A 26,386-nucleotide genomic window follows, 5' to 3' on the forward strand; every position below is an offset into this window, starting at 1 on the left:
CCGCTGGTCCTCCGCTTCAACCCTAGGACCTCGCCCGCTACCCCGCATGGGGCTCGGCCCGCCGGTCCGGAGTGCGGGGACCCTGGCCGCGGCGCAGTCTTGAGGCAGGGCACGGCGCTGGCAGCGCTCGACGAGGCGGAGGGAGCAACACCGGTGGCTGAAGCCGACACCTCGCAACGCGCGTCCGGCGCCCTGCGCGGCGTACTGGCCCCGCTCGCCCTGGCCCAGTTCATCTGCAGCTTCGCCGGTTCGAACATGAACGTGATGATCAACGACATCAGCGAGGACCTCGACACGACCGTGCAGGGAGTGCAGGTCGCGATCACGATCTTCCTCCTCGTCATGGCGGCGCTGATGATCCCCGGCGGCAAGCTGACCGACCGCTACGGACGCAAGCGGTGCTTCCTGACCGGTCTCGCCGTCTACGGCGTCGGCGCCCTGCTGAGCGCGGCCGCTCCGGGCCTCGGCGTCCTCATCCTCGGCAACTCGATCCTCGAAGGCATCGGCACGGCGCTGCTCATCCCGCCCGTCTACATCCTCACGACGCTGCTCTTCACCGACATGACCTCCCGGGCCCGGGCCTTCGGGACCGTCATGGCGCTGGGAGGCATCGGCGCGGCCGCCGGGCCGCTGATCGGGGGACTCATCACCTCGGCCATCAGCTGGCGGGCGGCCTTCGTGTTCCAGGCCGTGGTGATCGCGCTGATCATCATGCTGAGCCGCCGGATCAGGGACCCCCTGCCGCCGGATCCCACGCGCCCCTTCGACACCGGTGGAGCGGTCCTCTCCGCCGTCGGGCTCATCCTCCTGGTCACGGGGATCCTGGCAGCCGACGACAACGTCTGGCTGATGCTCGCCCTGATCGTCCTCGGCGCGCTCGTCCTGCTCTGGTTCTTCCTGTGGGTGCGGGCCAAGGAGCGGGCCGGGAAGGAGCCACTCCTGCCGACGAGCCTGTTCCGCAACCGCACGTCCAACCTCGGCCTCGTCACGCAGAACATCCAGTGGCTGGTGCTCATGGGGACGTCGTTCGTGGTGGCGGCCTACCTCCAGGTCGTGCGGGGATACGACGCCATCCGGACCGGCGTGATCTTCACGGCGGCCACGCTCGGCCTGCTCGTGTCGTCCCTGGCCGCCGCCCGCCTGGCGCGGCGGCACGCACAACGCACCTTGATCATGGCGGGGTTCACGCTGACGACCGCCGGGGTCGCCGTCCTGCTGGCCCTGGTGGGCGGCTCTCCGAGTCCCTGGGCCTTGGCGCCCGGGCTGCTGCTGATCGGCCTGGGGCTCGGTGTGATGCTGACCCCGTCGGTCAACATCGTCCAGTCGAGCTTCCCCGAGGACCGGCAGGGCGAGATCTCCGGACTGTCGCGCAGCGTGTCCAACCTCGGCTCGTCGCTCGGCACCGCGATCGCCGGCACCATCCTCGTCGCCGGTCTGACCACCCACGCCTACGCCGCCGCGATGATCACCCTGGCCGTGCTCGGGCTCGCCGGGCTCGCCGCGGCGGCGTTCCTTCCCCGAAGTCCGGGGTCCGGCACCGTTGCCTTAGCCGTCGAGAGCTGTCGGGGGCAGCGGATGGGAGACGTCCGTGAGTGACCTCAAGTTCGAACAGAAGAGTTCCCTGTCCCGCCTGGAGGCCGCGGATCAGCTCTCCGCGCTCGCGGAGGCGCTGAGGCAGGGCGGCGACGTCGAGCTGGAATTCGGCTCCGGGACGCTGAGCCTGCAGGTCCCCGACGAACTCCGCACCGAGATCGAGGTCGAAGTGGGCGACGGGGAGATCGAGCTGGAGCTCGAACTCAAGTGGCCCACCGTCCGGACGGGGGCCGCGCCGCCACGGCCCAAGCGGGCGGCGCGGGGCAAGGGATCGGCGTCCGGGGCGTCGTGATCGCGTGTCACACCGTCCGCCGTCCGGCCCGCCACGGGCGGTCGCCGTCGCCGCCTTCCTGATCGCCCTGGCCGCGGCGCCGCCCGGGGCCGCTTTCGCGTTCACCGGCGGCAACCACGAGGAGATCACCCGGGCGGCCCTGCCCTGGGAGCCGGTCACCCTGACGGAGATGGCCGACTCCCGCGACGGGGCGATCAACGCCAACGACCACGGCGGCTACTTCCTCCTCGGACCCCTGCACTGCGACAACGCCGACTACCTCGCCCCCCGCTACGTCCCGCACTACCCCCGCAGCCGGGACGAGGCCACCACCGAGCTCGTCGCCTGCGTCCGTACCTCCGTGGCCCGCTTCCGGAACGCGGTCCGGGCGGCCGACGGCCTCGTCGACGCGGACGGCAGGGTGCGGGCCGACCAGAGCGACCTGTCCGCGCACTGCACGTGGAAGGAGACGTCCGACCGGGCCAAATGCGAGGTCCTGGGACAGCTCGGCCGCGGGTGGCACCAGATCGAGGACTTCTACGCGCACTCCAACTGGTCCGACCGGGCCGCCCCCGGCCCGGTCGGCCTCGCCGACCCTCCGGGACTGGCGCGTACCGACGTCGCCCCGTTCCTCGACATCCGCCGGTACAGCGCCATGAGCGACGCCGACTGGACCCGGGAGGCGCGTGCCCGCGTACCCGTGGACCTCGCGACCGGCTGCTACTCCGATGTCGACTCCACCGGGGTGAAGGACGACGACTGCGCCGGCCGCGTCACGCACAACCAGGCCCTGAACAAGGACACCGCCGCCTCCCCCCGCTCGAAGACCGGCGACAACTTCGAGCACGCCGTGTCCGGGGCCACCGCCGAGATCACCCGCCAGTGGAACGATTTCAAGGCCGAACTGCTCGCGACGTACCCGGACCACCCGCGCGGCGAGCAGATGATCTGCGCCCTGGTCCACGACGACCCGCGGGCGAGCTGCCCCTGATACCAAAAGCAGCAGGTTTTCCCCTATTACGCCGAAATGCTCCTTCAGCTGGGTGAGCACGGCGGGTTCGGGGTAGCCACCTTGCATGATCACTGTTGGGGTCGAGGAGGAGTACCTGCTGGTCGACCCGGAGACCCTCCTGCCCGTACCGCTCGTGCAGGACGTGCGGGCCACGGCCAGCCTGACGCCGATCGCGGACGAGCGAGAGGTCCAGGACGAACTGCTCCAGGCGCAGATCGAGGTCGCCACCCCCGTGTGCACGGGCCTGGAGGAGGTGGGGGGCCACCTCCTGCGGCTGCGTCACGCCGTCGCCTCCGCCGCCCAGGCCAACGGCTGCCGCATCGCCATCTCCGCCACCGCGCCGGTCCGGGACGCCCTTCCCGTGCCGGTCACCGGCACGGCGAGGTACCTGAGGATGCGGGGAGAGGCCCGGCTGCTCGTCGACGAGCAGCTGATCTGCGGGATGCACGTCCATGTGGGGGTCCCCGACCCGGAGACCGGAGTGGCCGTCCTGAACCGGCTGCGCGTCTGGCTGCCGACCCTGCTGGCGATGTCCGCGAACGGTCCCCTGTGGGACGGGCGGGACACCGGCTTCGCCAGCTGGCGCACGATCATCTTCGGCCGCTGGCCGGTCAGCGGCCCGCCCCCGTACTTCAACGGGTTCGCCGACTACGAGGCCCGGGCCGACGCGCTGGTGGAGTCCGGGCTGGTCCCCGATCGGGGGCAGCTGTACTGGCAGGCCCGGCTCTCCGAGCGCTATCCGACCGTCGAGGTGCGCTGCTGCGACGTGCAGCTGGAGGCGGACGACGCGGTCATGCTCGCCGGCGTCGTCCGCGGGCTCGCCGCCACCGCGATCGCCGAGGAGAAGGCGGGGGCCGCCCCGGTGCTGTGCCCGCCGGAGATCCTGCAGGCCGCGACGTGGCATGCGGCCCGGCACGGGATGAGCAGTACGCTGATGGACCCGCAGGGCCGGCTGCGCAGCAGTGGGGACGTCGTGTGCGCGCTCCTGCGGCACATCGGCCCCGCCCTCGAGGAGAACGGCGACTTCCGCGAGGTCAGTTCGCTCCTTCACCGGCTCCTGCGCCAGGGCACGTCGGCCGACCGCCAGCGCCTGGCCCTGGCCGGGACCGGCCTGTCGGCGCTCGCCGCCCTGATCACCACGGGAGCCACCACCGGGTGAGTCGCCTCCCGAGGTGCGATGCTGGAAGCAGTGGAGGGCCGGCGGCTGGACGTCCGGGCCGGCCCCGTCAGCAAGGGAGAATGACGTGCCCGGTCTTCTTCGAGGAGTAGCGCGCACCGCGGTGGTCGCCGGTACGGCGACGGCGGTGTCCAACCGCGTGTCGCGGCGCCAAGCGGGCCGGTGGGCCGCGCAGGACGAGCAAATCGCCGCGCAGCAGCAGTACGCCGCCCCACCCGCACCCGCTGCCCCCGCCGCCGCTCCGGCGATGGCGGACGACATGAGCAGCAAGATCGACCAGCTCAAGGAACTCGGAGCGCTGAAGGAGCAGGGAATCCTGACCGAGGCGGAGTTCGCGCAGCAGAAGAGCAGGATCCTCCAGGACTGATCGCCTGGGTCTGGGCGTCCGGAGGCGGCCGGCCGGGCTCACTGAGCCAGCCGGCCGCCTTCGGGGTCCTCTTCCACGTCGAGGGAGGCGAGCAGGGCCTGCACGGGGATGCGGCCGCTCGCGACCAGCTGTGCGCCGCTGCGCCGCAGGGCCCGGGCGAAGGGCGCGGCCCACCGGTTCTCGTAGACCAGGATCGCGGCCGCGTTGCCCGGCTGGAGGGCGTTGCCCGCTTCGTCGAGGTCGTCCTGGCCGAGCAGTTCGGACGACGCGCCTTCGAAGACGGCCAGGCCGAAGTCGCCTTCGCCGTCGAGGTCGGTGAGTTCCAGGGCGGTGACGTTCCCGTCGGTGTCCTTCTGCACGAAGCGGAGGTCGAGGAGGTGGATGATGCCCTTGTCGACCAGGTCGATCAGCAGGGGGAACGCCTCGCCCGTCATGCGGTTTCCGGGGAACTCGACGACCAGGTAGTCGACGGGGCCCATGTCTTCGATGTCGTCGCTCATGAGCGCTCCTCGCGTGTGGCTCGACGGCCCGGCGGTGTGGGCCGGACATGCGCATCGGTGGCCGGACACGGCCCCGATCTCATTGCAGCATCCGCCACCGGGGCCCGCACCTCAGCCGGTGAGCTGGTAGAGGCTCCTGCCGACGAGCCACAGTCCCAGGAGCAGGCACACGACGACGATCGCCTGCTCCTTGTGCCGTTCCAGCCATGCGCGCAGGCCCAGCAGGGCGCGCCCGGCCTTCTCCGGTGAGAACACCATGTAGAGCTCCATGGCCAGCAGGGTGGAGGTGGCCAGGAGGCAGAAGCCCATGAGGGCCAGGAAGGACTGCCCGTGGGAGAGGTCGGCCTGCACGACGGTGGCGGCCGCGGCGGCGACCATCCCCCAGGGCTGGAGGAGCACGGCGAGGGCCGCCGCGGACCATCCGGTGGCCTCGTCCATCCGGGACGACACGGGCGACGCGGGCGACACGGACGACCCGGCGTCCTCGGCGTCGGCCCCCTCGGCCCCCTCCCCCGGCGCCCCCTCCCCCGCGGAGGAATCCGCCGTCGTGCGGCCACGGCGGCTCCGGCGCCGCCGGTGCCCGCTGTACAGGACCAGGCCGACACCGATCACCAGCGTGGCCACGAGGGCCGCGATCGACGGAGGAGAGCGGGGCGGGGGCGGCTGCCCGCCGGTGAAGAGGAGCACCATCGCCATCACGGCCACGAGGCACGCCAGCCAGGCGAGGATGAAGGCGAGGCCCTTGCGCACCCCGCGGGGTGCGGACACCACCAGGACGAAGGCCATGATGGGCAGCGGGAACAGGGTGACCGCGAGGCCGATGAGGAGCAGGTCGAGCACCATCGCGGCGCACCTCCTCGAAGGACGGGCTCAGGCGGCGCCCGCGAGCTGGTCGAGCTCGGAGTCGAGGGCGAGGGCGGCGGTGATGAGGGCCAGGTGGGTGAAGGCCTGGGGGAAGTTGCCCAGTTGTTCTCCGGTGAGGCCGACCTCTTCGGCGAAGAGCCCCACGTGGTTGGCGTAGGTGAGCATCTTGTCGAAGGAGTAGCGGGCCTGATGGACGCGGCCGGCCTTGGCGAGGGCGTAGACGTGCAGGAAGGAGCACAGGGAGAAGGTGCCCTCGGAGCCCTGCAGGCCGTCGGGCGAGGCCTGCGGGTCGTAGCGGTAGACGAGGCTGTCGGAGACGAGTTCGCTGTCCATGGCATCGAGGGTGGCCAGCCAGCGCGGGTCCTTGGGGGCGATGAAACCGACCAGGGGCATGAGCAAGAGGGAGGCGTCCAGGACGGTGTTGTCGTACTCCTGGACGAACGCCTGACGCTTTTCGCTCCAGCCGAGGGTCATCACCTGGTCGAGGATCGCGTCCCGTGCCGCCGTCCAGCGGGTCAGGTCGGCGGGGCGGGCCGTGGCCACGGCCTGGCGGATGCCGCGGTCCAGGGCGACCCAGCACATGAGGCGACTGTACGTGAAGTCCTTCTGGCCGCCGCGGGTTTCCCAGATGCCCTCGTCGGGGCGGTCCCAGTGGTCGCACAGCCAGTCCAGCAGGGCGGCGCAGCGCAGCCAGTCGTCGTAGCCGATGACGTTGCTGACCTGGCCGGTCTGGGCGAGGGCGTAGACGGCCTCGCCGTAGATGTCCATCTGGAGCTGGTCCGCGGCGCCGTTGCCCGCACGTACCGGTCTGGAGCCGCGCCACCCTTCCAGGTGGTCGAGGATTTCCTCGGTCAGGTACGGGTCTCCGTCGACGCGGTACATGATCTGGAGGGGTTCGCCGTTGGGCGCGCCGCCGTCCCGCAGCCGCCGGAGCAGCCAGCTCCGGAAGGCGTTGGCCTCGTCGGTGAACCCGAGGGCGCGCATGGCGCGCACGGAGAGGGAGGCGTCGCGGACCCAGGTGTAGCGGTAGTCCCAGTTGCGCTCGCCGCCCTCCTGCTCGGGCAGGCCCATGGTGGCGGCGGCGATCGGCGCGCCGGTCGGTGCGTACGTCAGCAGCTTGATGGTGATCGCGGAGCGGTTGACCATCTGCTGCCAGCGGCCGCGGTAGGTGCAGTGCGCGGTCCAGGCGTGCCAGAAGTCGCGGACGTCGTTGAACTCCTGCGTCATGTCGTGGACGTTCACCGCCGGCGGGGGCGGGCCGTCGGCGTCGCAGACGGTCAGGAGGACGGCCGCGCGTTCGCCCTCGGCCAGGGCGAGGCGCGCGCGCACGTCCGGCCCGTCGGCCTCCAGGTCGAGCGGCCCCAGTGCCTGCAGGTACGCGGTGATGCCGGGGCCGTCGAAGCGGGCGGTGGCGTCGTCGTCGAACGTCAGGTCGTGCGGTGCGCGGCCGTAGTCGAAGCGCGGACGGCACTCCAGGCTGAAGCGCGCGGTCCCGCGCACACCCCGCATGACCCGCACCACCCGGTGCCGGTCGGTGACGGTGTGCGGATCGTGCACGGGCATGAAGTCGATGACCTCGCCGACGCCTTCGGGGGTGAGGAAACGGGTCATCAGGACGGCGGTGTCGGCCATGTAGAGCTGTTGGGTGACGACCTCGGCGCCGCCCGCCGGTCCGGCGCCGGCGTCCGGGGCGTCGGGGGCGTCGGCGGTGATGGCGAAGTAGCCGCCTCCGCGGTCGTCGAGCAGGCCGGCGAAGATGCTGGGCGCGTCGAAGCGGGGTGAGCAGAACCAGTCGAGCACGCCCTCGGAGGAGACGAGGGCACATGTCTGCAGGTCCCCGATCAGACCGTGCTCGGCGATCGGCGGGTAGGGGAGCATCGGCCTCGCCTTCCTGTGGGTCCCGGTCCGGTTCTCAGGAACCGAGGACCTTCGCCTTTGCCTGCTCGTACTCCGTCGGCGTGAGGTCGCCGCGGTTCTTGAGCTCGGCGAGCTTCGCCAGTTCGTCGGCGTGCCCGGTGGGCCCGGCGCTGTCGCGTACGTAGGAGCGGAAGGCCTGCTCCTGCTGCTGGGCCCGCTTGAGCTCACGTTCGCCCATCCCGCGTCCCCGGGCGATCAGGTACACGAACACGCCCAGGAACGGAAGGATGATGACGAAGATCGTCCATCCCGCCTTGCCCCAGCCGCTCAGCCCGTCGTCGCGGAAGATGTCGGCGATGACGCGGAACAGCAGCATGAACCAGAGGACCCAGAGGAAGATCAGCATCATGGTCCAGAAGAAGTTCAGCAGGGGGTAGTCGTAGTCCTCTGCCAGGTTGAGCAACGGGTTCTGCATGGCCCGGTCTCCTGTCGGTCGGGTCGGTCAGGCGGGCACCGGGACGAAGGGGAACAACGCGTCGGCGCCCGGCCGTACGATGCCGTAGCTGCCTTCCGGTACCTCGTTCCAGGCGCCGGGCAGATCGCCGAGGGGTTCGGACACGATCAGGCGGGTCTCGTCGGAGACCTCCTGGAGGAACGCCATGTCCGGGTGCAGCCTGCGCAGCGAGTCCACCTTGCTGCTGTAGAACAGCGAGCGGGAGGCGTGCCCGCTGGAGTAGCGGAACGCCCAGACGCTTTCGCCGTCGGTCATGGCGAGCGTCATCTGGAGTGGGAACTCCACTCCGTGGTCGTGTCCGACGCGTTCCACCACTCCCGCCATCCTGGCGATGGCGGTCGGCGGGTCCTCTTCCAGGCCGAAGGTGAGGGCCAGGTAGAACATGACCTCGGAGTCCGTCGTTCCGCCGATGTCGGCGTAGAGGGCGGGATCGACGAGCATGGTGAGGTCCCGGCGCATCAGGTGGAAACCGGAGATCGCTCCGTTGTGCATGAACATCCAGCGGCCGTGGCGGAACGGGTGGCAGTTCGACTGCTGCACAGCCGTCCCGGTCGACGCCCGGATGTGCGCGAAGAACAGCGGGGAGCGGACATGGTCCGCCAACTCCCGCAGGTTGCGGTTGTTCCAGGCGGGACCGACGTCCCTGAGGAGCGCCGGGGACTCGATGTCGTCCGTGTACCAGCCGACACCGAACCCGTCGCCGTTCGTCGTCTCCACTCCGAGCTTGGAGTGCAGGCTCTGGTCGATCAGCGAGTGAGCCGGTTTGTACAGGATGGTGTCGAGCAGCATGGGCGTACCCGAATACGCGAGCCATCGGCACATGGGCCATCACCTGCGTCTCTACGGCACTGCGGGAAGCGAACCGCCGTCCCCCGCGCTCCGGGGTGGATTGCCGTGTTCTCCCTGTGCGCGGTGGCCGGCGTCATGTGGATCTCGTTCGGCCATCTCATTCTCGGGTCACTCCCCCGGGCGCGCCACGCGGGGCGCCGGAGGCGTCACCGCGCCGGCCACCGGCCGCCAGCAGCGCGAGTACGGCCAGCACGGCCAGCAGGATGAGCACCAGCAGCAGGACCGTGAGCACCGTCGGGTGGTTCCACAGGGCGAACACCAGTGCGAGGACGATCAGCGCGCCGGTGGTGAGCCAGCGCCGGCGGGCCAGGACCCAGGTGCCGACGCGCCCGGTGTGCACTCCGCGCGCGGCTCCCCAGCCCGCGGCGGAGTCGGCCGCGCGCTCCGCGGTGCCGCGGACGCCGCGCGGCAGCCGGCCCGCTCCGGACAGGTAGGCGCCGAGGGCGACGACGATCCCGAGGACGATCGCCATGCGGATGCTGACCCTCAGGAACCGTACGAGCGTGTCGAAGATGGCCGCGGCCGCCGAGGGCGACTGGACCTGCTCCGGGAGGTGGTCGAGGTAGTAGCGGCGGGCGATGACCAGAGCGATGGCCAGGATGAGGCAGGCGAGGGCCGCGCAGAGCATGGTGGTCACCAGGGCCCGGCGCCGGCGCCGGGCGAGCAGGACCCCGGCCACCCCGAGGATCACGGTGAGGACGGGCAGCCAGTTGCCGAGGACGTCGAGCAGGTGGACCATGCTCCTGATCTTCGCCAGTTGGTCGGACTGGAAGAGCACCATCTGCTTGTCGACCTCGGGAATCTTCTCGGCCGGGGAGATACCGGCCTTCACTAGCTCCTCCTTGACCTTCTCCACGGCCTCGCCGATGTCGAGGGTGACGGTGCCGCCCTCGACCTCCACCGCGCCGCGGCCCTGACCGGTCAGCGCGTGCACCACCGCGTTGTGGCCGGCCCGGTTGGCGGTGGTCCAGATCTTCTCGAACCGGTCGCTCTCGACGAACCGGGTCGCCACCTTGGAGACGGCCGCGTCGGCGGCGGAGTCCAGCTGGGGGCCCAGGGCCTTGACGGCATTGCCGACGCGGGGCGGCAGTCCCTGTGATTCGAGCCATTTCGCCAGGTCGTCCGTGACCTGGGCGCCGTCGACGCGGACGTCGGTGGCCTCGGTGATGCGGTGGACCGCGGCGGCCTCGACGTCCGGGTTCGAGGCGAGCGGGGCGACCGTGGCGACGTACCGGTCGGTGTCCAGCACGATGTCGTGGACCCACACGGTGAGCAGGGAGAGCGGGACGAGGATGCACGTGAGCGTGATCAGCACGGCCGAGACGGTGCTGGCCGCGATCCTCCGGGAACGCGAGGCCTGCCGAGCCGGGGTGGGCGGCTCCGCGGGCGGCTGGGACGGCGGCTCGGACGGCGGCTCGGACGGCAGACTCATAGCGCTCCCTGGGGACGACTGAGGTGAAACGCCGCTTCCCGGTCATTGGACATGCCGCCCCGCGGGTCCGCGCGTTCGGTTGGGCTCATCGTGTGAGACGGGTGAGGCGTATGAGCCCCGTCCTCGGGGAGGCGCCGGCGGCCGCCCGCCGCTCCCCGCTGCCGACCGGCCGCCGAGGTTGGAAGATGGAGTATGACCGACCTCCGGCCGGAGCGCGTCCAGCCCGCCAAGGGACGGGCGCGACGGCCACAGCGTCTGTCCTCGTTGCTGAGCGTCCGCAGCGTGGCCGGCGAGGTGTTCCTCCTCCAGCTGGCCGTCGTGGTGCTCCTCGTCGCCGCCGCGGTGGCGGCGCTCGTGGTGCAGGCCCGGAGCGACGCGATGCTGGACGCCCGGCACCGTACGCTCGCGGCCGCCGGGACGTTCGCGGAGTCGCCGGGCATCGTCGCGGCCCTGAAGAGCGACCATCCGAGCGCGATACTGCAGCCGAGCGCCGAGGCGGCCCGGAAGGTCGCCGGGGTCGACGGCATCAACGTGTACACCCTCGACGGGGTCACCCTCACCCACAGCGACCCGCGGCAGATCGGCAGGCGCGTGGTCGGCCCCTTCTCCAAGGCGGCGGCCGGCAAGTCGTTCACCGAGACGTTCGAGGGCTCCCTGGGGCAGTCGGTGGTCTCGGTGGTCCCCGTCAAGGACCCCGACGGCCACGTCATCGCCGTCGTCTCCTCCCCCGTCACCGTCCAGAACGTCCAGGGCATGGTGAACCGGCAGCTGCCGGTCGCCCTAGGGATCGCGGCCGGGGTGCTCCTCCTGAGCGCGGGCGGCACGGCTCTGGTGAGCCGTCGGCTGCTGCGCCGGACGCACGGCCTCGGGCCGGCCGAGATGACGCGGATGTACGAGCACCACGACGCGGTGCTGCACGCGGTACGGGAGGGCGTGCTGATCGTCGGCGGCGGCGGACGGCTGCTGCTCGCCAACGACGAGGCGCGGCGGCTGCTGGACCTGCCCGCGGACGCGGAAGGCCGCCCCGTCACGGACCTGGGTCTGGAGGAGGCGATCGCCGAGCCGATCGTCTCGGGCCGGTCCGCGACGGACGAGCTGCACATGTCGGCCGACCGGCTGCTGGCGGTGAACATCCGGCCCACCGCCCCCTACGGGCAGGCCGGGACCGTCGTCACCCTGCGGGACACCACCGAGCTGCGGGCACTGTCGGGCAGGGCCGAGGTGGCCCGAGAGCGGCTGAAGCTGCTCTACGACGCCGGGGTGCAGGTCGGTACGACGCTGAACGTGGAACGTACCGCCGAGGAACTGGCGGAGGTGGCGGTACCGCGGTTCGCCGACGTGGTCACGGTCGATCTGCTGGACCCGGTGCTGCGCGGCGAGGAGCCGCCCGAGGCGAACACCGAGATGCGCCGCACCGCCGTCGCCGGCCTCCGGGGCGAGCACCCGCTCTCCCCCGTCGGCGAGTTGATCCGGTTCGCGCCCAGCGGCCCCATGGCCACCGGGCTGGCCCTCGGCCGTGCGGTCCTGGAGGCCGACCTGCGCGCCACCCACCGCTGGCGGGCCCAGCACCAGGCCAACGCCCGCCAGATCCTGGACCGCGGCATCCACTCCCTGATCGTCGTACCCCTGCGGGCCCGGGGCGTGGTGCTCGGGATGGCCGGCTACTGGCGGGGGCAGGACTCCCCGCCGTTCGACGAGGAGGACGTGTCCTTCGCCGAGGAGCTGACCGCCCGCGCGGCCGTGTCCGTCGACAACGCCCGCCGCTACACCCGCGAGCACAACATGGCCGTCACCCTGCAGCGCAGCCTGCTGCCGCGGGGCGTGCCGGAGCAGTCCGCCGTCGAGGTCGCGCACCGCTATCTGGCCGCCCGGGCCGGGGTGGGCGGTGACTGGTTCGACGTCATCCCGCTGCCCGGCACCCGGGTGGCCCTGGTGGTCGGCGACGTCGTCGGCCACGGTCTGCACGCCGCCGCCACCATGGGCCGGCTGCGCACCGCCGTGTACAACTTCTCCACGCTCGACCTGCCCCCGGACGAACTCCTGAGCCACCTGGACGAGCTGGTCGCCCACATCGACACCGACGAGCAGGAGTGGCAGGGGATCACCGGAGCCACCTGCCTGTGCGCCATCTACGACCCCGTCTCGGGGCAGGTGACCGCCGCCACCGCCGGGCATCCGGGCCCCGCTCTGATCACCCCCGACGGGACCGTGTCCTTCCCCGAGGTGCCGGTCTCCCCGCCGCTGGGCCTGGGGGCGGGCATGCCCGTCGAGACCACCACGCTCACCCTGCCCGAGGGCTCCCGGCTGGCGCTCTTCACCGACGGGCTCATCGAGAGCCGCGACCGGGACCCGGACGCGGGCCTGGCGGCCCTGCGCGCCGCCCTGTCCGGGCCCGCCCGGACCCCGGAGGAGACCTGCGGCGCGGTGATCGAGGCGATGCTGCCCAACAGGCCCAGCGACGACGTGGCCCTGCTGGTGGCCCGCACCCGCTTGCTGGACCCCGAGCGGATCGCCGAGTGGGACGTCTCCCCGGACCCCGCGGCGGTGTCCCCGGTGCGCAACGCCTGCGCCCGCCGGCTGGCTGAGTGGGGCCTGGAGGACATCTCGTTCACCACGGAGCTCATCCTCAGCGAGCTGCTGACCAATGCCGTCCGCTACGGCACCGAGCCCATCCGGGTGAGGCTGCTGTACGACCGCTGGCTGGTCTGCGAGGTCTCCGACGGGTCCAGCACCTCCCCGCACCTGCGCCGGGCCGCGGACACCGACGAGGGCGGCCGCGGCCTGTTCCTGGTCGCGCAGTTCGCCGAGCGCTGGGGCACCCGCTACACCCCCCGCGGAAAGATCATCTGGAGCGAGCAGGCGCTCCACGACGGGGCCGCGCCAGCCGCGATGGACCTCGGCGAGGCGCTCCTGGCCGGGTGGGACGACGAGGGGTTCCGGTAGCCGCCGGTACGGCTGCCACGGGGAAGAGCGCGGACACCACCGTTCGGGACTGCGCTGCCGGGGCCGTCGACCGTACGCTGGGCTCGATCGGTACACGTCCGCCCGATATGGAGCCTTTGTGCCCGCGTCCCGTCTCCGGACAGCCTTCGTCGCCGCCTGCCTGGCCCTCGCGGCGGCACCCCTCGGCGCTTGCGGGGACAAGCCCGCCGCCGGGCCCACGGCGCCCGCGGAGGCCACCTCGGCCGCGGACGCCGGCGGCATGGCGGCGCTGACGGCCGCGGCGAAGAAGGAGGGCGCGCTCAACGCGATCGCGCTCCCGCGCGACTGGGCCAACTACGGGGCGCTGATCGACGGCTTCGAGAAGAAGTACGGGATCAAGGTCCGGGTGGAGAACCCGGAAGGGACCAGCCAGGACGAGATCAACGCCCTGAAGGAGCGCAGGGACCACGGCCGCGCCCCGGACGTGATCGACGTGGGGGGCTCCTTCGCCCAGTCCGCGGCCCGGCAGGGCCTGCTCGCTCCGTACCGGGTCGCGCCCTTCGACCAGATCCCCGAGGGCCAGAAGGACCCGCGCGCCCGCTGGTACAACAACTACGGCGGCTACATGTCGATCGGCTGTGACGCCAAGCGGGTGAAGACCTGCCCCTCGACCTTCGCCGATCTGCGCAAGCCCGAGTACAGGGGCCAGGTAGCCCTCAACGGCGACCCCACCAAGTCCGGCTCGGCCTTCGCCGGCGTGTACGCGGCGGCCCTGGCGAACGGCGGGTCCTTCGACGACATCCAGCCCGGCGTCGACTTCTTCGCCGAGCTCAGCAGGAACGGCAACTTCATCCCGGTCCCGTCCTCGCCGGCCACGATCGAGTCGGGCCGGACCCCGATCAGCATCGACTGGGACTTCCTCAACCTCGGGTACGCCGACGCGTTCCGCGAGAAGGGCGCGGACGTCGACTGGCGGACCGCCATCCCCTTCGACGGCAGCTTCGCCGAGTACTACGCGAACGGGGTGAACAAGGACGCCCCGCACCCCGCGGCGGCACGCCTGTGGCAGGAGTGGGTCTTCAGCCCGGAAGGCCAGAACCTCCGGCTCGGCGCCTACGCGCGCCCCGTCCTGATGGACGCCATGGAGGAGGACGGCACCCTCGACAAGGCGGCCGCGGAGAAACTGCCGACCGTCGAGGGCACGCCGACGTTTCCGACGGAGGGCCAGACGGCGAAGGCGAGGGAGACCGTCAACCGCGGCTGGGCGGACGCCGTCTCGGGCTGAGGCATTCAGTGCCCGGCGGCGGCCTTGACCAGGGCGACCGCTGTCCCGATCGCCGCGTCGATCGCACCGGCCAGCAGCGCGAAGGCCGTCCCGCCGCCCATCCGGATCCCTCCGTAGCACCCCCACGCGAACAGGGTGGCGACGTTGACCCCGGCCGCCACGAGAAGGGCGGTGTCCAGGTCCATCGCCCCCAGGGCCGAGACGCCGACCAGGGCGAGCGGGCCCACCGCGGACAGCAGCAGCGGGCTGCTGACGAAGAGCATCGCGCGCAGGTCCCGTCCCCGGGCGAGGGCTCCGTGCGTCACGCGGTGGGCCTGCTGGTCGGCAACCAGCGCGGCCAGCCACAGGCCGACCGAGGCGGTCCCGATCGTCGCCGCGGCCCCGAGGGCGCTCACGTGGCTGCTGCCGGCGAGCCCGATGACGACGGAGATCATGGTGATCGTCGCGTAGAGCCGTTCCTTGAGCTGGGCCGCGGCCGGCTCCGTGGTCACCGCGTCCGCCGCATGGTCCGTCACGCGACCCACGGTAGGGCGCGGCCGGGCCGGACCCCCGGAACCACACCGGGCGACCGGCCCGCCGGGCCGTCAGACGACGGATGTCACAGCTTGCGGCACAGCAGGGCGTCCGGCGTCTTGCCCTTGGCCCACGCCCCGGTGAAGGCGATGCCCGCGGCGTACTCGTCGGTGCCGCACTGACCCTTGTAAGTGCCGTACGCGAACTCTCCGCCCGGACCCGCGGCCGGCCGGTTGTCGCCCCGGTCGAACCAGACGGTGCGGCCGTTCGTCCCCAGCGTCCGGCCGGCCCGGGCGCACAGGACCGCGGAGACCGCCTGGCCGCGCACGCTGTAGCCGGTCATGAACTGGTCGGGCCCGCACTGGTACTTGGTGTAGCCGCCCGCCCAGTCGCCCTGCTGTACGTAGCGCTCGTCGCTCACGACGGTCGGCGCCGGGCCGGTGGCCGCCAGGCCGGGGGCCCCGGCATCGGTGCACAACCCGCGCCCGTCCCGGTGGGACAGGCCGACGAGCCGCTGTCCGTCGGGGCAGGTCCCCTTGCGGGCTCCGGTGTCCCAGTCGCCGAGCGCCCGTACGCGTGCCGACTGGACCGCGTCGGCGTGGTCGAGGTTGAGCATGTCCCAGGTGTCGGAGACGGCGACCGGGCCGTTCTTCTGCGGCGAGGCGATCAGCCGGTTCCAGTCGGCGGCGCGCCAGTCGCCGCCGTCGAGGAGGCCGGAACGGCGTCCCGAGGCGTCGAAGTCGAGGATCGACCAGGTGCCGTGTCCGGTCCAGCCGACCAGGGGCCAGTAGGCGAAGTCGGTGTCGTTGGCGATCAGGTGGTCGACGAAGTTGCCGAACCAGGCGCGCGCCTGCGGGTTGGTCTCGTCGCTGCCGATGCCGAACTCGCTGATCCACAGCGGTGCGGTGAAGTGGCGGCCGGTCTCGGCCGTGACGTAGAACGCCTGCCGCTGCAGGGTCGCGAAGAGGTCCTCGCGGGAGAGTTCCTGGTAGCGCGGGTCGTGGGTCTCGCCCATGCCCGTCGCACCGGTGTGGTTCGGCCCGGTGTAGCCGTAGAAGTGCGCCGCGTACACCAGCTTGTTCGAGGCGACGAGGGTGTGCGAGAGGGTGCGTACCGGTTCGAGCGTGGGACGCCCGTGGGGCAGCCCGTCGGCCGGTATCCCCTGCCAGTTGATGCCTTCGACGATCACGAGCAGGTCGGGGTTGGCCTCGGTGAGGAGCCGGTCGCCGAGGCGCTGGGACGCGGCCCACCAGTCGTGGCCGTTGCCCCAGTTCCAGTTGGCGTCGTCGGTGACGGTGCGGCGGACCTCGTTGTAGAGGTCGGCGCCAACGACGCGCTTGTTGTCCTTGTAGCGCCGGGCGAGGTCGAGCCAGGCGTTCTCCCACTGCGCGGTGGACTGGCTGGTGTTCCAGCGCTCGTTGCCGTCCAGACCGCAGCAGAAGCGGGAGGTGTTGGTGTGGTTGTTGAGGATCACCGCGAAGCCCTCGGCCGTGGTCGCCGCGATCACGGCGTCGAAGACCTGGAGCGGGGTCTTGCCGCGCAGGCCGGGGTTGGCGGCGACGGAGGCGTCGGGGACCGGGCGCTGGTCGTGCAGCATCTCGTTCGAGAACGGCAGTCGGATGCTGTTGATGCCGAGTTCACGGAATCCGGCGAGGATCCGCGCGATCGGCGCCCGGTCCAGTCCGAGGGGCATCTGGTCGGCCTTCTCGCCGTCGTGGTGGCCGGCCGGGTCGTTGATGTCGCCGGAGCCGCTCCAGGATCCCTGGGCTCCCTGCCAGTTCGCGGACTTGAGCTTGAAGCGGTTGCCGCCGGCATCGACGACGTAGCGGCCGCGGGTGCTGAGGGGCGCGGTCCAGGACTCGGACAGCGCGGTCGGGGCCGGGGGCGTGGCGGTCCTCCCGGTCGTCCCGGTCGTCGGGGTCGCGACGGTCGGGGAGGCGGCGAGCGCTCCGAGCGCGAGCGCCGCGGCGAGTACCGCGGGGAGTAAGGCTCTTCTCACTGTGTCCTCCGTGAGGCCTGGGGGTGGGACGTACGTGGTCGAGCGGCGGGGCGGGGGTGCGGTGGAACCGTGGGGCGGTGGGGCCGTGGTCGCTCGGCCGTCGCTGCCGAGGACGGCGACACCGCGCGGTGCGGGGGTCACGCCGACGGCGCCGGCGCCGCCTTCCGCAAGGCGTTCGGCATCGAGCTGCCGGCCCTGCGCCCGGCCCTGCTGCCGGCCACGACCTTCGCGGTGATCGGCAGCTTCCGGCTCTTCGACGAGCCGAGCGTGCTCCAGTCCCCGGCGCCCACCGCCGTCTCCACGCATCACACCCCCACCATGTGCGCGTACAGCCTCGCCTTCGACGCGCGCCAGTTCAACTACGCGGCGGCCGGGCCGTGTTGCTCGGCCCGGTGACCGTGCTCCTCGCGTACGGGGTCCAGCGCACGCCGGGCACGTGGCGGGTCGGCGACGGCCGGTCGTACGAGGGCCCGGCCACGGTCCGGGTCGACGCGCCCCCGGCCCGGCTGCCGTACCTGCCCAGGACGGACGCGCCGCAGGGGTGACGAGCCGCCGGCATGGGACCCGGTGTCCCGCGCTACCGCGTCCCGGGGGCCGGTGTGAGGCGGCGGGCGCCCGCCGCGGGGGTGACCTCCAGGATGCGCGGGAGGCGGTGGCCGGCGGACCCGAAGGCGGCGGTGACCGACTCGGCCACCACGCCCTCCCGCCCGTCCGCCACGAGTCCGATGACGGACCCCCCGAAGCCGCCCCCGGTCATCCGGGCACCGAGGGCCCCGGCGCCCAGCGCGGCGCTCACGGCGAGGTCGGTCTCCGCGCAGGAGACGCGGTAGTCGTCGCGGAGGGAGGCGTGGCCCTCGGTGAGGATCGGGCCGAGCGCCGCGGCGTTCCCCTCGCGCAGCCGGGAGACGGCTTCGGTGACCCGGGCGTTCTCGGTCACCACGTGGCGGACCAGCGGGGCGAGTTCCGCCGGCAGGGTCTCCACGGCCCGCGCGAGTTCCCCGGTGGGCAGGTCGCGCAGGGCGGGCAGACCGAGCAGCGCGGCCGCGCGTTCACAGCCCGCGCGCAGGGCGGCGTACGCCCCGTCGCCGAGGTCGTGGGTGACGCGGGTGTCGATCACCAGGAGCCGCAGCCCTTGCCCCCGCAGGTCGAAGGGCACCTGCGCGTGGTCCTCCGGGCTGCGGGCGTCGAGGTGGAGGGCGGCCTCGGCGGTGCAGCAGACGGAGGCCATCTGGTCCATGATTCCGCAGGGGACTCCGGCGAAGCCGTTCTCGGCGCGCTGGGCGGTCCGGGCCAGTTCGGGCCCGGGCAGCCCCAGTCCGTACAACTCGTCGTAGGCGACGGCGACCGCGCACTCCAGCGCGGCGGAGGAGGAGAGTCCGGCGCCGGTGGGCACCGTGCTGTCGAAGTGGAGGTCGGCGCCCCCGACCGGGTGGCCCGCCTCGGCGAGGGCCCAGACCACGCCGGCCGGGTAGCCGGTCCAGCCCTTCACGGCGCCCGGGGTCAGCTCGGCCACGGTCAGGTCGGTGATCCGGCCGTCACCCTGCGCGCTGTGCAGCCGCAGCCGCCCGTCGGTGCGGGCGCGGGCGGCGAGCAGGGTGGTCTGCGGAAGGGCCATCGGGAGGGCGAAACCGTCGTTGTAGTCGGTGTGTTCGCCGATCAGGTTGACCCGGCCCGGCGCCGCCCAGACCCCGTCCGGGGAGCCGCCGTAGAGCGTGCGGAAGGTTTCCGCGACCCGCTCGGCCCGGCTGTCGTGGTCCCGCTGCCCGGTCCCGTTCACGACAGGGCCTCCCGAAGTCGCCGCGCGGCCTCCTCGGGGGCCACGTCGTTGATGAAGGCTTCCGTGCCGGACTCCGTCCCGGCGAGGAACTTGAGCCTGTCGGGGGACCTGCGGATGGTGAACAGCTCGAGGTGCAGGGCCAGTTCCTCGCCCCCGGTGCGCGGTGCCTGGTGCCAGGCGGAGACGTACGGGGTCGGGGGCGGCCCCTGCGGCTGCCCTGGTACGGGGAACAGCCGGTCGAAGCGGCGCAGCAGGTCCAGGTAGATGCCCGGGAACTCGGCCCGCTCGGCCTCGGTGAGGCAGGTCAGGTCGGGGACGCGGCGGTGCGGGTGGAGGTGCACCTCGTACGGCCAGCGGGCGGCGTACGGCACGAAGGCGGTCCAGTGCTCCCCGGCGGTCACGACCCGCTCGGTGGCGGCGCGGGCCCTCGCGAGCAGGTCCTCGAAGAGGTTGCGTCCAGTGGCGGCGCGGTGCGCGGCCGCGGCGGCGGTCATCTTGGCGGTGCGCGGCGTGACGAAGGGGAAGGCGTAGATCTGGCCGTGCGGGTGGGAGAGCGTCACCCCGATCTCGACGCCCCGGTTCTCGAAGCAGTAGACCTGCTCGACGCCCGGGAGGGCGGAGAGTTCCGCGGTGCGGTCGGTCCAGGCGTCCAGGACCAGCCGGGCGGCGGCCGGGGTGAGATCGGCGAATCGGGCCTCGTGCTCGGGGGTGAAGCAGACGACCTCGCAGCGTCCCGCCTCGCCCGCGAGGGAGGGGAAGCGGTTCTCGAAGACGGCCACTTCGTAGTCGGCGGCGGGGATCTCGCCGAGCCGGCCGTCCCGGGAGGGGCAGAGCGGGCACTCGCCGGCCGGCGGGTGGTAGGTCCGGCCCTGCCGGTGGGAGGCGATCGTGATCCAGTCACCGGTGGCCTCGTCCCGGCGCAGCTCCGGGTGACTGCTCACGCGGTCGAGCGGGCGCCGGTCGGGGGCGTCGCGCACGGCGCCCTCGTCGTTGTCGAAGTAGATCAGTTCGCGGCCGTCCGCGAGTTTCGTGATGGTCTTCTTCACCTACCAAGACTAAACAGTTTCCAAAACAAATCAACAGCCAGGCACGTGCTATGTTGTTGCTTTCTGAGTGGATTCCCCAGACGTCCGGGAGTGACCTCGTGGCCGAACAGCAGGCCGCGCAGCTGGCCCACCAGCGACGCGCGTACATCCTCGACGCCGTCCGGCGCGACGGCTCGGTACGGGTGGCGGACCTGGTCGGACAGCTCGGCGTCTCGGACATGACGGTCCGCCGCGACCTGGACGCCCTGGCCCGGCGCGGCGCCGTGGAGAAGGTCTACGGCGGGGCCGTCGCCACCGCCGGGGCCAGTGGGCACGAGCCCGGGTTCGACGCCAAGTCCGATCTGGAGGCGGCCGCCAAGGCCGCCATCGCGGACACGGCCGCGACCCTGGTGGAACCGGGCAGCGTGGTCGCGCTCTCGGGCGGCACCACCGCGCACGCGGTCGCCACCCGGCTGCTCGGCGTCCCGCGGCTCACGATCGTCACCAACTCCCTCCCGGTGGCCGATCTGGTGCGGACCGCCGACCGCGACGGCGCGGGCACGGCCCCCACCCTGCTGCTCACCGGCGGCTCCCCCACCCCCTCGGCCGCACTGGTCGGCCCGCTCGCCGACCTGGTGATCGGCTCCCTGCACGTGGACCTGCTGATCCTCGGCGCCCACGGGGTGACGGAGGAGGCGGGGCTGACCACCCCCAACCTCACGGAGGCCCAGACCAACCGGGCCCTGGTCGCCTCGGCCCGCCGGATCGCCGTCGTGGCCGACCACAGCAAGTGGGGGGTGGTCGGGCTCAGCGGTTTCGCCGCGCTGGACCGGGCCGACTGGTTCGTGACCGACGCGGGGATGCCCGCCCCGGCCCGCGCCGTCCTCACCGAGTCGGTGGGCGAACTCCTGGTGGCGGGCGAGGAGCCCGGTCCGGATCACGCCCCGCAGGGCTGATCGCCGTGCCAGTGGAGTGCGCCCGTGCCCAGGCTGATCGTGGCGCGGGGCCGCATGGGCTCCTGGTCCCTGCGGGCGAGCAGCACGATCTCGTCGACCCGCGCCGCCACGCTGCCCAGTCGGGCCGCGCACTGCGCGGCCAGCCGCCGCGGGTCGTGGGTGCGCCCCAGTGACAGGTGCGGCGTGAAGGAGGGGAACCGGCCCCGGCACGCGGGGAACGGCTCCACGAGCGCCTCCCGGAGCGCCGTCCAGGGGGCCGGGCCGGCCGCGGCGGGGTCCAGCCACACGGTCGCGTAGGAGCGGTGCCGGAAGGCACGCACTCCGCTCAGGCGGACGGAGAACGGCCGGATCCCGCTTGCCACGGCCGCCAGCAGCGGGGCCGCCACGGCGAAATCGTCCTCCGGGACGAAGCCGAAGATCAGGTTCACGTGCGGGGGCCACCGGCGGATCTGGGGGTCGTACTCGGCCCGGATGCCCTGGATGGGGGGCCACAGCCCGGCCGGAGGAAGCCAGGCGACGGCGGTCCGGGGCGTGGGAGCCGCCGCGAGGAACGCGGGGACACCGGATCCGCCACCGGGGGTCGGAAACCCGTTCACACCGCCATGATGCCCCCGGACACCGGCCGGGGGCCGCGCGTCTCAGCCGGTGAAGGAGCCGTGCCGCCCGGCGCCGCCCGTGAAGCGGTCGGCGCCCGCCTGGGTCTCCCCCGCCGCGAGCGGAACGAGGCCGTGCCGGTATTCGCCGGCCAGGGCCTCCGCCTCGCCCAGCCCGTGCTGTTCCCGTACGGAGAGCCGGTCGTGCCGCAGGCACAGCTGCGGGAACCCGGCGATCTCGTGGGCCAGCCGCTCCGCCGCCCGGCGGGCTTCCCCGGGCGGGACGAGGCGGTTGACGAGGCCGATACCGTACGCCTCCGCGGCGGTCACGGGGCGGCCGGTGAGGATCAGGTCCATCGCGCGGCTCTCGCCGATCAGGCGCGGCAGCCGCACCGTGCCGCCGTCGATCAGCGGCACGCCCCAGCGACGGCAGAACACGCCGAAGGTCGCGTCCTCCTCGGCCACCCTCAGGTCGCACCACAGGGCGAGTTCGAGCCCGCCCGCCACCGCGTGGCCGCTGATCGCGGCGATCACGGGTTTGGTCAGGCGCATCCGCGTGGGGCCCATCGGCCCGTCGCCCTCGGCCCGGACCCGGTTGCCCCGGTCGGTGCCGACGGCCCCCAGGTCCGCGCCCGAGCAGAACGTTCCGCCCTCGCCCCACAGCACGGCGACGGACGCCGCCTCGTCCTCCTCGAACGCGCGGAAGGCATCGGCGAGTAGGGCGGCCGTCGGGCCGTCGACCGCGTTGCGGACGCCGGGGCGGCCGAGGATGACCGTACGGACCGGGCCGTCGCCTTCGATCCGGACGGCAGCCGGGTCGGCGGGGGTCGTCCCCGTTGTCTCGGAGGTCGTGGCCACGGCGGAACTCCCTGGGTCGTGGGGTGTGCGGACGCCCACTCTGCAGCAATCGCGCGGGCGGCACGAGAGGCCGGGGGCCGCCCGGACTGCGCCCGCCGCCGCACGGACCTACGCTGCCAGAGGGAGGTGATGCCCGATGTCTGCTGCACCCCGGGCATCCGCGGCCCGATGTGCGGCCGCCGGAACCGTCACTCTGTTGATGTTCGCGGGCCCCGGCGCGGGCGCCGCTCGGGCCGATGACAACGGCATCGCCGACAAGAGCGCCCCCGCCATAGCGGCGGCCGCCCGCGAGGCCATGTCGGGGCTCACGTCCATGCGCATGGCGGCGAAGGTGACCGATCCCTCGGGCACCACCACGCTGGACCTCCGGTTGGACGCGCGGGGCAACTGCGTCGGCACCGTCACCCCGCCCGGCGATTCCGGCACGGCCGACGTCGTCAAACGCGGCGACGACGTGTGGATGAAGCTGGACGACGAGCTGCTGCGGGCCCAAGTGCCGGGCGGCAAAGGCGATGACGCGATCGCGCTCATCAACGGCCGCTATCTGCACGGCACCACGAGCAGCCCGATGCTGAGCGACTTCGCCGAATTCTGCGACCTCGACTTCTACAAGAAGGAGTTCGCCTCGAAGCCGGCGAACGAGCAGCTCGACAAGGGGGCGCGCAGCAGCGTCGACGGCCGGCCGGCGATCACCGTCAACAGCCGCCAGGACGACCGGAAGGGCACCTACCAGGTCTCCACCGAGGACGAGCCCTATCTCCTGCGCGTCCAGGGCACCGACGAGTCCGGCGAGCGGGTGGAGGCCACCTTCTCCGCCTTCGACGAGCCCGTCCGGGCCAAGCCCCCCGCCCCCGCCGACTCGGTCGACCTGTCCGAGCTCCAGTAGCGAGAGGGACCCACCATGATCACCACTGACTTCGTCCCCGGCTCCCCCTGCTGGATCGACCTCGGTGCTCCGGACGTCCCCGCCGCCGCGGCCTTCTACGGCGCCGTGCTCGGGTGGGCCTACGAGTCCATGGGCGAGAGCGAGGAGATGGAAGGCGGGATGTTCCGGAAGGACGGCAAGATCGTCGCCGGGCTCGGCAAGCTCACCGAGGAGGGAGCCCGCTCGGCCTGGATGATCTACTACAGCGTCGCCGACGCGGACGCCACGACGCGGGCCGTCGAGCGCGCCGGCGGCACGGTGCGGGTGCCGCCGAGGGACCTCGACGAGTGGGGGCGGATGGCGCAGTACGACGACCCGCTGGGCGGCCAGTTCGCCGTGTGGCAGCCGGGCGAGGACAGCGGGGTGCAGCTGGTGGACGAGCCGGGCTCACTGTCCTGGACGGAGCTGTACACGAGCGACGCCGCGGCCGCCAAGGAGTTCTACGGCGGCCTCTTCGGCTGGCGGTTCAGCGACATGCCGCTGCCGGGCGGCGGGGGCACGTACGCCCTCATCACCCCCGCCGGGCTCCCCGAGGAGCGCATGCACGGCGGACTCATGGAGCTGCCCGAGGAACACCTCGCCCTGACGGGCGGGCGGCCGTACTGGCACCCGGTCTTCGCCGTCGACGACTGCGACGCCGCCGTGGCCAGGGTCACCGGGAACGGCGGCAGCGTGCAGATGGGCCCGGAGGACGCCGAGGGCGTCGGCCGGCTCGCCGTCTGCCTCGACCCGTCGAACGCGGACTTCGTGGTGCTCGCCCCGGCCCGGAGCTGAGCCCGGACGCACCGGGCCGGCTCGCGGCCGGAGCCCGTCGGCTCAGGCCCCGGACCGGTACGCGCGCAGGCCCAGGGCCGTGGGGTACGCCCGCCCGGTGCGGTTGTCGCGCTTCGGCGGGGCCGCTCCTGCCGTCTCGTGATCGTAGTACGCGCGTTCACGGCGTGCGGTGGACCCGGGCGAGGACGAGGACGGTGTCGTCGGTCGGCGGGGCGGACAGCAGGCCGGCGAGAACGCGGTCCGCCATGTCCTCCAACGAGCCCTGAGCCTTGGCCAGTTCGGTGCGCAGCGCGTCCAGGCCGGCCTCGATGTCCCGGCCGCGCGCCTCGACGAGGCCGTCGGTGTAGAGGGCGAGGACGGCGTCCTCCGGCAGTTCGACCTCCGTCGCCCGGAAGGGCAAGCCGCCGACGCCGAGGGGGACTCCGAGGACTTCGCCGACGGTCTCCACCGTGCCGTCCGGGTGGAGCACCAGGGGCGGGGGGTGGCCGGCGCTGGCGACGCGCGCACGTCCGCTCCGCGGGTCGTAGACGATGCACAGGCACGTCGCGAGCTCGATCCCGGACTCCTGGGCGCACGCGTCGAGTTCGGTGAGCAGGTCGTCGGGCTCGCTGGCGTGCCGGGACAGGGCCTGGGTGGTGATGCGGAGGCGGCCCATGGCGGCGGCGGCCGACACCCCGTGCCCCATCACGTCGCCCACCACGAGCGCGATCCGCCCGTCGGCCAGGTTGATCACGTCGTACCAGTCCCCGCCGACCTCGGTGATCCGGCTGCCCGGCACGTAGCGGTGGGCCACGTCCACGTACGGGCTGCTCGCCAGGGCGGTGGGCAGCAGCGCCCGCTGCAGGGTGAGGGCGATGTCCTGGACGCGGGAGTACAGACGGGCGTTGTCGAGGCAGATCGCGGCGCGCGAGGCGAGCTCGCCGGCGAGGTTGACGTCGTCCTGGGTGAAGGCCGGCCGGCCCGCGGACCGGCCGAACATGGCGATGCCCTGTACGGTGCCCCGGGCGATGAGCGGGGCGACGAGGACCCCGGCCACCCCGCTCTCGGCGAAGAGGCGCGCACGTGACTCGATGGTGACGGTCCGGGCCAGGAACGCCTCGTCGACCACGGCGGAGACGGCACGTCCGGTGCCCACCATGTCGTGGATGACGGAGCCGGGCGGGTACCGGACCTTGTCCACCCCGCTGACCAGCTCGACCGCCGGCCCGGGGAGGACCGTCCCGGAGGCGATCCTGCGGGTGTACAGCGGCCGGGCCGGGTCGAAGTCCTCGGACTCGTCCATCCACTCCACGATCTCGACCACGGCGCCGTCGCAGAAGTCCGGCATCGAGGCGTCGACCAGCTCCTGGGCCGTCTGGTTCACGTCGAGGGTGGTCCCGATGCGCGTGGAGGCCCCGTCCAGCAGGGCGAGGCGCCGGCGGCTGGCGGTGGCCTCCAGGATGGCCTGTTCCCGGTCCGTGACGTCCACCATCAGTCCGCCGACCCCGGGGCGCGAGCCGACCGCCTCGCTCAGGGGGAAGAAGCTCACCGACCGCACCTGGTCGAGGTCCGGGTGCCCCTGCGGGCGCGTGCCCACCAGCGCCCCGACGACCGGTTCGCCGCCCTGGGCGACGGCGCGGAGCATGCGCTCGTACTCGCCCCCGTCGGACATGATCATGATCTCGTCCATGCGGCGCCCGAGGTGCGCCTCGATCGGCAGGCCGTCCATGTCGGCGAGCACCTGGTTGAGGTGGATGTACCGGAGGTCCGGGTCGAGCATGACCAGGCCGATCGGGCAGGTCTCGAAGAGGGCGTCGAGGAAGGCGAGGTTGGTCTTGACGCGGTCGAGCTCGTCGCTGCGGCTCGCCAGGCCCATCACCACCGGGCTGCTGCCGACTCCGGTGACGGGGAAGACCCGGAAGCCGCAGTCGAAGGCCGTGCCGTCGCGGTGTCGCGCCACCAGCTGGCCCCGCCAGTACCCGAGGGTCCGGCCGTTCTCCGCCAGCCGGGCACCGGACAGGGATTCGCCCCGGATCTCGTCGGCGAAGAGGAGGGCGGCGGGCTTCGACAGGATGGCGGCTGCGTCGTACCCGAAGAGCTCCCCCGCGCCGGGCCCCCAGTAGCAGACGAGGCCGTGGTCGTCGATGCCGAAGACGGCCACGCGCACGTGTTCCAGCAGTGTCCCCGGCTCGGACCAGAACGGGCCGTGAGCCTCCTCGCCCCCCGGCCGAGCCGATGGCACGAGACGACCCCTTCCGCCCGCCGATACCTCCACCCATTATGCGGACGCCGCCGTGATTGCGCGGTGGCGGACGGGAGGAGCCCCCCACGGTGCCACCCCGTC

26 protein-coding genes are annotated in these 26,386 nt (G+C 72.7%); 13 read left to right on the top strand and 13 right to left on the bottom strand.

Annotation, left to right across the window (positions count from 1 at the left end; all coding sequences use genetic code 11):
- Positions 1-153: 153 nt before the first annotated feature.
- The 5 genes from ACZ6JT_RS04580 (at position 154) to ACZ6JT_RS04600 (ending at position 4,420) form a co-directional block, all read left to right on the top strand.
- Positions 154-1,596 carry an MFS transporter gene (locus ACZ6JT_RS04580; protein WP_469207103.1) on the top strand — a complete coding sequence of 481 codons (1,443 nt, stop codon included), beginning with the start codon at positions 154-156 and terminating at the stop codon, positions 1,594-1,596.
- Positions 1,589-1,885: an amphi-Trp domain-containing protein gene (locus ACZ6JT_RS04585; protein WP_469207105.1), complete on the top strand. Its 297-nt coding sequence runs from the start codon at positions 1,589-1,591 to the stop codon at positions 1,883-1,885. The genes ACZ6JT_RS04580 and ACZ6JT_RS04585 overlap by 8 nt, the downstream gene beginning before the upstream one ends.
- A 4-nt stretch (positions 1,886-1,889) precedes the next feature.
- A complete protein-coding gene (locus ACZ6JT_RS04590; protein ID WP_469207111.1) occupies positions 1,890-2,855 on the top strand; it encodes a hypothetical protein in 966 nt (321 codons plus the stop codon).
- 85 nt (positions 2,856-2,940) lie between these two features.
- Positions 2,941-4,035: a carboxylate-amine ligase gene (locus ACZ6JT_RS04595; RefSeq protein ID WP_469207113.1), complete on the top strand. Its 1,095-nt coding sequence runs from the start codon at positions 2,941-2,943 to the stop codon at positions 4,033-4,035.
- An 85-nt stretch (positions 4,036-4,120) separates the two neighbouring features.
- Entirely contained in the window at positions 4,121-4,420 is a 300-nt protein-coding gene (locus tag ACZ6JT_RS04600) for an SHOCT domain-containing protein (RefSeq protein WP_469207115.1), read from the top strand.
- A 38-nt stretch (positions 4,421-4,458) separates the two neighbouring features.
- Here the strand turns inward: ACZ6JT_RS04600 and ACZ6JT_RS04605 are convergent, their stop codons facing one another.
- The 6 genes from ACZ6JT_RS04605 to ACZ6JT_RS04630 all read right to left on the bottom strand — a co-directional run bounded on the left by ACZ6JT_RS04605 (position 4,459) and on the right by ACZ6JT_RS04630 (position 10,319).
- Complete coding sequence (locus tag ACZ6JT_RS04605) at positions 4,459-4,920, bottom strand: DUF6325 family protein (RefSeq protein ID WP_469207117.1); 462 nt, start codon at positions 4,918-4,920, stop codon at positions 4,459-4,461.
- Positions 4,921-5,031: 111 nt separating this feature from the next.
- On the bottom strand, positions 5,032-5,763 hold the full coding sequence (locus ACZ6JT_RS04610; RefSeq protein WP_469207119.1) for a GAP family protein: 732 nt from the start codon (positions 5,761-5,763) through the stop codon (positions 5,032-5,034).
- Between the two features lie 27 nt (positions 5,764-5,790).
- The gene (locus tag ACZ6JT_RS04615; RefSeq protein ID WP_469207122.1) at positions 5,791-7,662 is read right to left on the bottom strand and encodes a glycoside hydrolase family 15 protein; all 1,872 of its coding nucleotides are present in this window, start codon (positions 7,660-7,662) and stop codon (positions 5,791-5,793) included.
- Between the two features lie 34 nt (positions 7,663-7,696).
- Positions 7,697-8,116 carry an SHOCT domain-containing protein gene (locus tag ACZ6JT_RS04620; RefSeq protein ID WP_469207124.1) on the bottom strand — a complete coding sequence of 140 codons (420 nt, stop codon included), beginning with the start codon at positions 8,114-8,116 and terminating at the stop codon, positions 7,697-7,699.
- A gap of 27 nt (positions 8,117-8,143) precedes the next feature.
- Positions 8,144-8,977, bottom strand: a complete 834-nt coding sequence (locus tag ACZ6JT_RS04625; RefSeq protein WP_469207126.1) for a class II glutamine amidotransferase — start codon at positions 8,975-8,977, stop codon at positions 8,144-8,146.
- Between the two features lie 124 nt (positions 8,978-9,101).
- A complete protein-coding gene (locus tag ACZ6JT_RS04630) occupies positions 9,102-10,319 on the bottom strand; it encodes a hypothetical protein (RefSeq protein WP_469207128.1) in 1,218 nt (405 codons plus the stop codon).
- Here ACZ6JT_RS04630 and ACZ6JT_RS04635 point away from each other — a divergent pair.
- From ACZ6JT_RS04635 to ACZ6JT_RS04645, 3 genes are all read left to right on the top strand, one after another.
- Positions 10,309-10,458 carry a hypothetical protein gene (locus tag ACZ6JT_RS04635; protein ID WP_469207130.1) on the top strand — a complete coding sequence of 50 codons (150 nt, stop codon included), beginning with the start codon at positions 10,309-10,311 and terminating at the stop codon, positions 10,456-10,458. The two genes, ACZ6JT_RS04630 and ACZ6JT_RS04635, sit on opposite strands and share 11 nt — an antisense overlap.
- A gap of 170 nt (positions 10,459-10,628) precedes the next feature.
- Positions 10,629-13,379: a SpoIIE family protein phosphatase gene (locus ACZ6JT_RS04640; RefSeq protein ID WP_469207132.1), complete on the top strand. Its 2,751-nt coding sequence runs from the start codon at positions 10,629-10,631 to the stop codon at positions 13,377-13,379.
- Positions 13,380-13,497: 118 nt separating this feature from the next.
- Positions 13,498-14,643 carry an ABC transporter substrate-binding protein gene (locus tag ACZ6JT_RS04645; protein ID WP_469207134.1) on the top strand — a complete coding sequence of 382 codons (1,146 nt, stop codon included), beginning with the start codon at positions 13,498-13,500 and terminating at the stop codon, positions 14,641-14,643.
- Positions 14,644-14,648: 5 nt separating this feature from the next.
- Here the strand turns inward: ACZ6JT_RS04645 and ACZ6JT_RS04650 are convergent, their stop codons facing one another.
- Both ACZ6JT_RS04650 and ACZ6JT_RS04655 read right to left on the bottom strand, forming a co-directional pair.
- A complete protein-coding gene (locus ACZ6JT_RS04650) occupies positions 14,649-15,158 on the bottom strand; it encodes a hypothetical protein (RefSeq protein ID WP_469207136.1) in 510 nt (169 codons plus the stop codon).
- Positions 15,159-15,241: 83 nt separating this feature from the next.
- The gene (locus ACZ6JT_RS04655) at positions 15,242-17,155 is read right to left on the bottom strand and encodes a glycoside hydrolase family 5 protein (protein ID WP_469207138.1); all 1,914 of its coding nucleotides are present in this window, start codon (positions 17,153-17,155) and stop codon (positions 15,242-15,244) included.
- A gap of 69 nt (positions 17,156-17,224) precedes the next feature.
- Here ACZ6JT_RS04655 and ACZ6JT_RS04660 point away from each other — a divergent pair, with 69 nt between their 5' ends.
- Together ACZ6JT_RS04660 and ACZ6JT_RS04665 are read left to right on the top strand one after the other, a co-directional pair.
- Positions 17,225-17,551: a hypothetical protein gene (locus ACZ6JT_RS04660; RefSeq protein WP_469207140.1), complete on the top strand. Its 327-nt coding sequence runs from the start codon at positions 17,225-17,227 to the stop codon at positions 17,549-17,551.
- Positions 17,548-17,700: a hypothetical protein gene (locus tag ACZ6JT_RS04665; protein ID WP_469207142.1), complete on the top strand. Its 153-nt coding sequence runs from the start codon at positions 17,548-17,550 to the stop codon at positions 17,698-17,700. The genes ACZ6JT_RS04660 and ACZ6JT_RS04665 overlap by 4 nt, the downstream gene beginning before the upstream one ends.
- A gap of 32 nt (positions 17,701-17,732) precedes the next feature.
- Here the strand turns inward: ACZ6JT_RS04665 and galK are convergent, their stop codons facing one another.
- Both galK and galT read right to left on the bottom strand, forming a co-directional pair.
- Positions 17,733-18,932, bottom strand: coding sequence for a galactokinase (galK, locus tag ACZ6JT_RS04670; RefSeq protein ID WP_469207144.1), 1,200 nt, complete (start codon positions 18,930-18,932; stop codon positions 17,733-17,735).
- Positions 18,929-19,978 carry a galactose-1-phosphate uridylyltransferase gene (galT, locus tag ACZ6JT_RS04675; RefSeq protein ID WP_469207146.1) on the bottom strand — a complete coding sequence of 350 codons (1,050 nt, stop codon included), beginning with the start codon at positions 19,976-19,978 and terminating at the stop codon, positions 18,929-18,931. The genes galK and galT overlap by 4 nt, the downstream gene beginning before the upstream one ends.
- 98 nt (positions 19,979-20,076) lie before the next feature.
- On the opposite strand from galT, the gene ACZ6JT_RS04680 reads away from it, so the two are divergent.
- Complete coding sequence (locus ACZ6JT_RS04680) at positions 20,077-20,913, top strand: DeoR/GlpR family DNA-binding transcription regulator (RefSeq protein WP_469207148.1); 837 nt, start codon at positions 20,077-20,079, stop codon at positions 20,911-20,913.
- Here ACZ6JT_RS04680 and ACZ6JT_RS04685 read toward each other — a convergent pair.
- Positions 20,895-21,509 carry a 2'-5' RNA ligase family protein gene (locus ACZ6JT_RS04685; RefSeq protein WP_469207150.1) on the bottom strand — a complete coding sequence of 205 codons (615 nt, stop codon included), beginning with the start codon at positions 21,507-21,509 and terminating at the stop codon, positions 20,895-20,897. The genes ACZ6JT_RS04680 and ACZ6JT_RS04685 overlap by 19 nt on opposite strands.
- A 42-nt stretch (positions 21,510-21,551) precedes the next feature.
- The gene (locus ACZ6JT_RS04690) at positions 21,552-22,364 is read right to left on the bottom strand and encodes a crotonase/enoyl-CoA hydratase family protein (RefSeq protein ID WP_469207152.1); all 813 of its coding nucleotides are present in this window, start codon (positions 22,362-22,364) and stop codon (positions 21,552-21,554) included.
- Positions 22,365-22,500: 136 nt separating this feature from the next.
- Here ACZ6JT_RS04690 and ACZ6JT_RS04695 point away from each other — a divergent pair, with 136 nt between their 5' ends.
- Entirely contained in the window at positions 22,501-23,250 is a 750-nt protein-coding gene (locus ACZ6JT_RS04695; RefSeq protein WP_469207154.1) for a hypothetical protein, read from the top strand.
- Positions 23,251-23,265: 15 nt separating this feature from the next.
- Positions 23,266-24,063, top strand: coding sequence for a VOC family protein (locus ACZ6JT_RS04700; protein WP_469207156.1), 798 nt, complete (start codon positions 23,266-23,268; stop codon positions 24,061-24,063).
- A 157-nt stretch (positions 24,064-24,220) separates the two neighbouring features.
- On the opposite strand, the gene ACZ6JT_RS04705 is transcribed toward ACZ6JT_RS04700, so the two are convergent.
- The gene (locus ACZ6JT_RS04705) at positions 24,221-26,284 is read right to left on the bottom strand and encodes a SpoIIE family protein phosphatase (protein ID WP_469207158.1); all 2,064 of its coding nucleotides are present in this window, start codon (positions 26,282-26,284) and stop codon (positions 24,221-24,223) included.
- Positions 26,285-26,386 lie beyond the last annotated feature (102 nt).

This window comes from Streptomyces sp. NPDC046308, from assembly GCF_055588065.1.

Excerpts from the sequence above, each read along its gene's own strand:
- ACZ6JT_RS04605 (WP_469207117.1), bottom strand. The coding sequence starts at position 4,920 with ATGAGCGACGACATCGAAGACATGGGCCCCGTCGACTACCTGGTCGTC.
- ACZ6JT_RS04620 (WP_469207124.1), bottom strand. The coding sequence starts at position 8,116 with ATGCAGAACCCGTTGCTCAACCTGGCAGAGGACTACGACTACCCCCTG.
- ACZ6JT_RS04595 (WP_469207113.1), top strand. The coding sequence starts at position 2,941 with ATGATCACTGTTGGGGTCGAGGAGGAGTACCTGCTGGTCGACCCGGAG.
- ACZ6JT_RS04695 (WP_469207154.1), top strand. The coding sequence starts at position 22,501 with ATGTCTGCTGCACCCCGGGCATCCGCGGCCCGATGTGCGGCCGCCGGA.
- ACZ6JT_RS04615 (WP_469207122.1), bottom strand. The coding sequence starts at position 7,662 with ATGCTCCCCTACCCGCCGATCGCCGAGCACGGTCTGATCGGGGACCTG.
- ACZ6JT_RS04625 (WP_469207126.1), bottom strand. The coding sequence starts at position 8,977 with ATGTGCCGATGGCTCGCGTATTCGGGTACGCCCATGCTGCTCGACACC.
- ACZ6JT_RS04700 (WP_469207156.1), top strand. The coding sequence starts at position 23,266 with ATGATCACCACTGACTTCGTCCCCGGCTCCCCCTGCTGGATCGACCTC.
- ACZ6JT_RS04610 (WP_469207119.1), bottom strand. The coding sequence starts at position 5,763 with ATGGTGCTCGACCTGCTCCTCATCGGCCTCGCGGTCACCCTGTTCCCG.
- ACZ6JT_RS04640 (WP_469207132.1), top strand. The coding sequence starts at position 10,629 with ATGACCGACCTCCGGCCGGAGCGCGTCCAGCCCGCCAAGGGACGGGCG.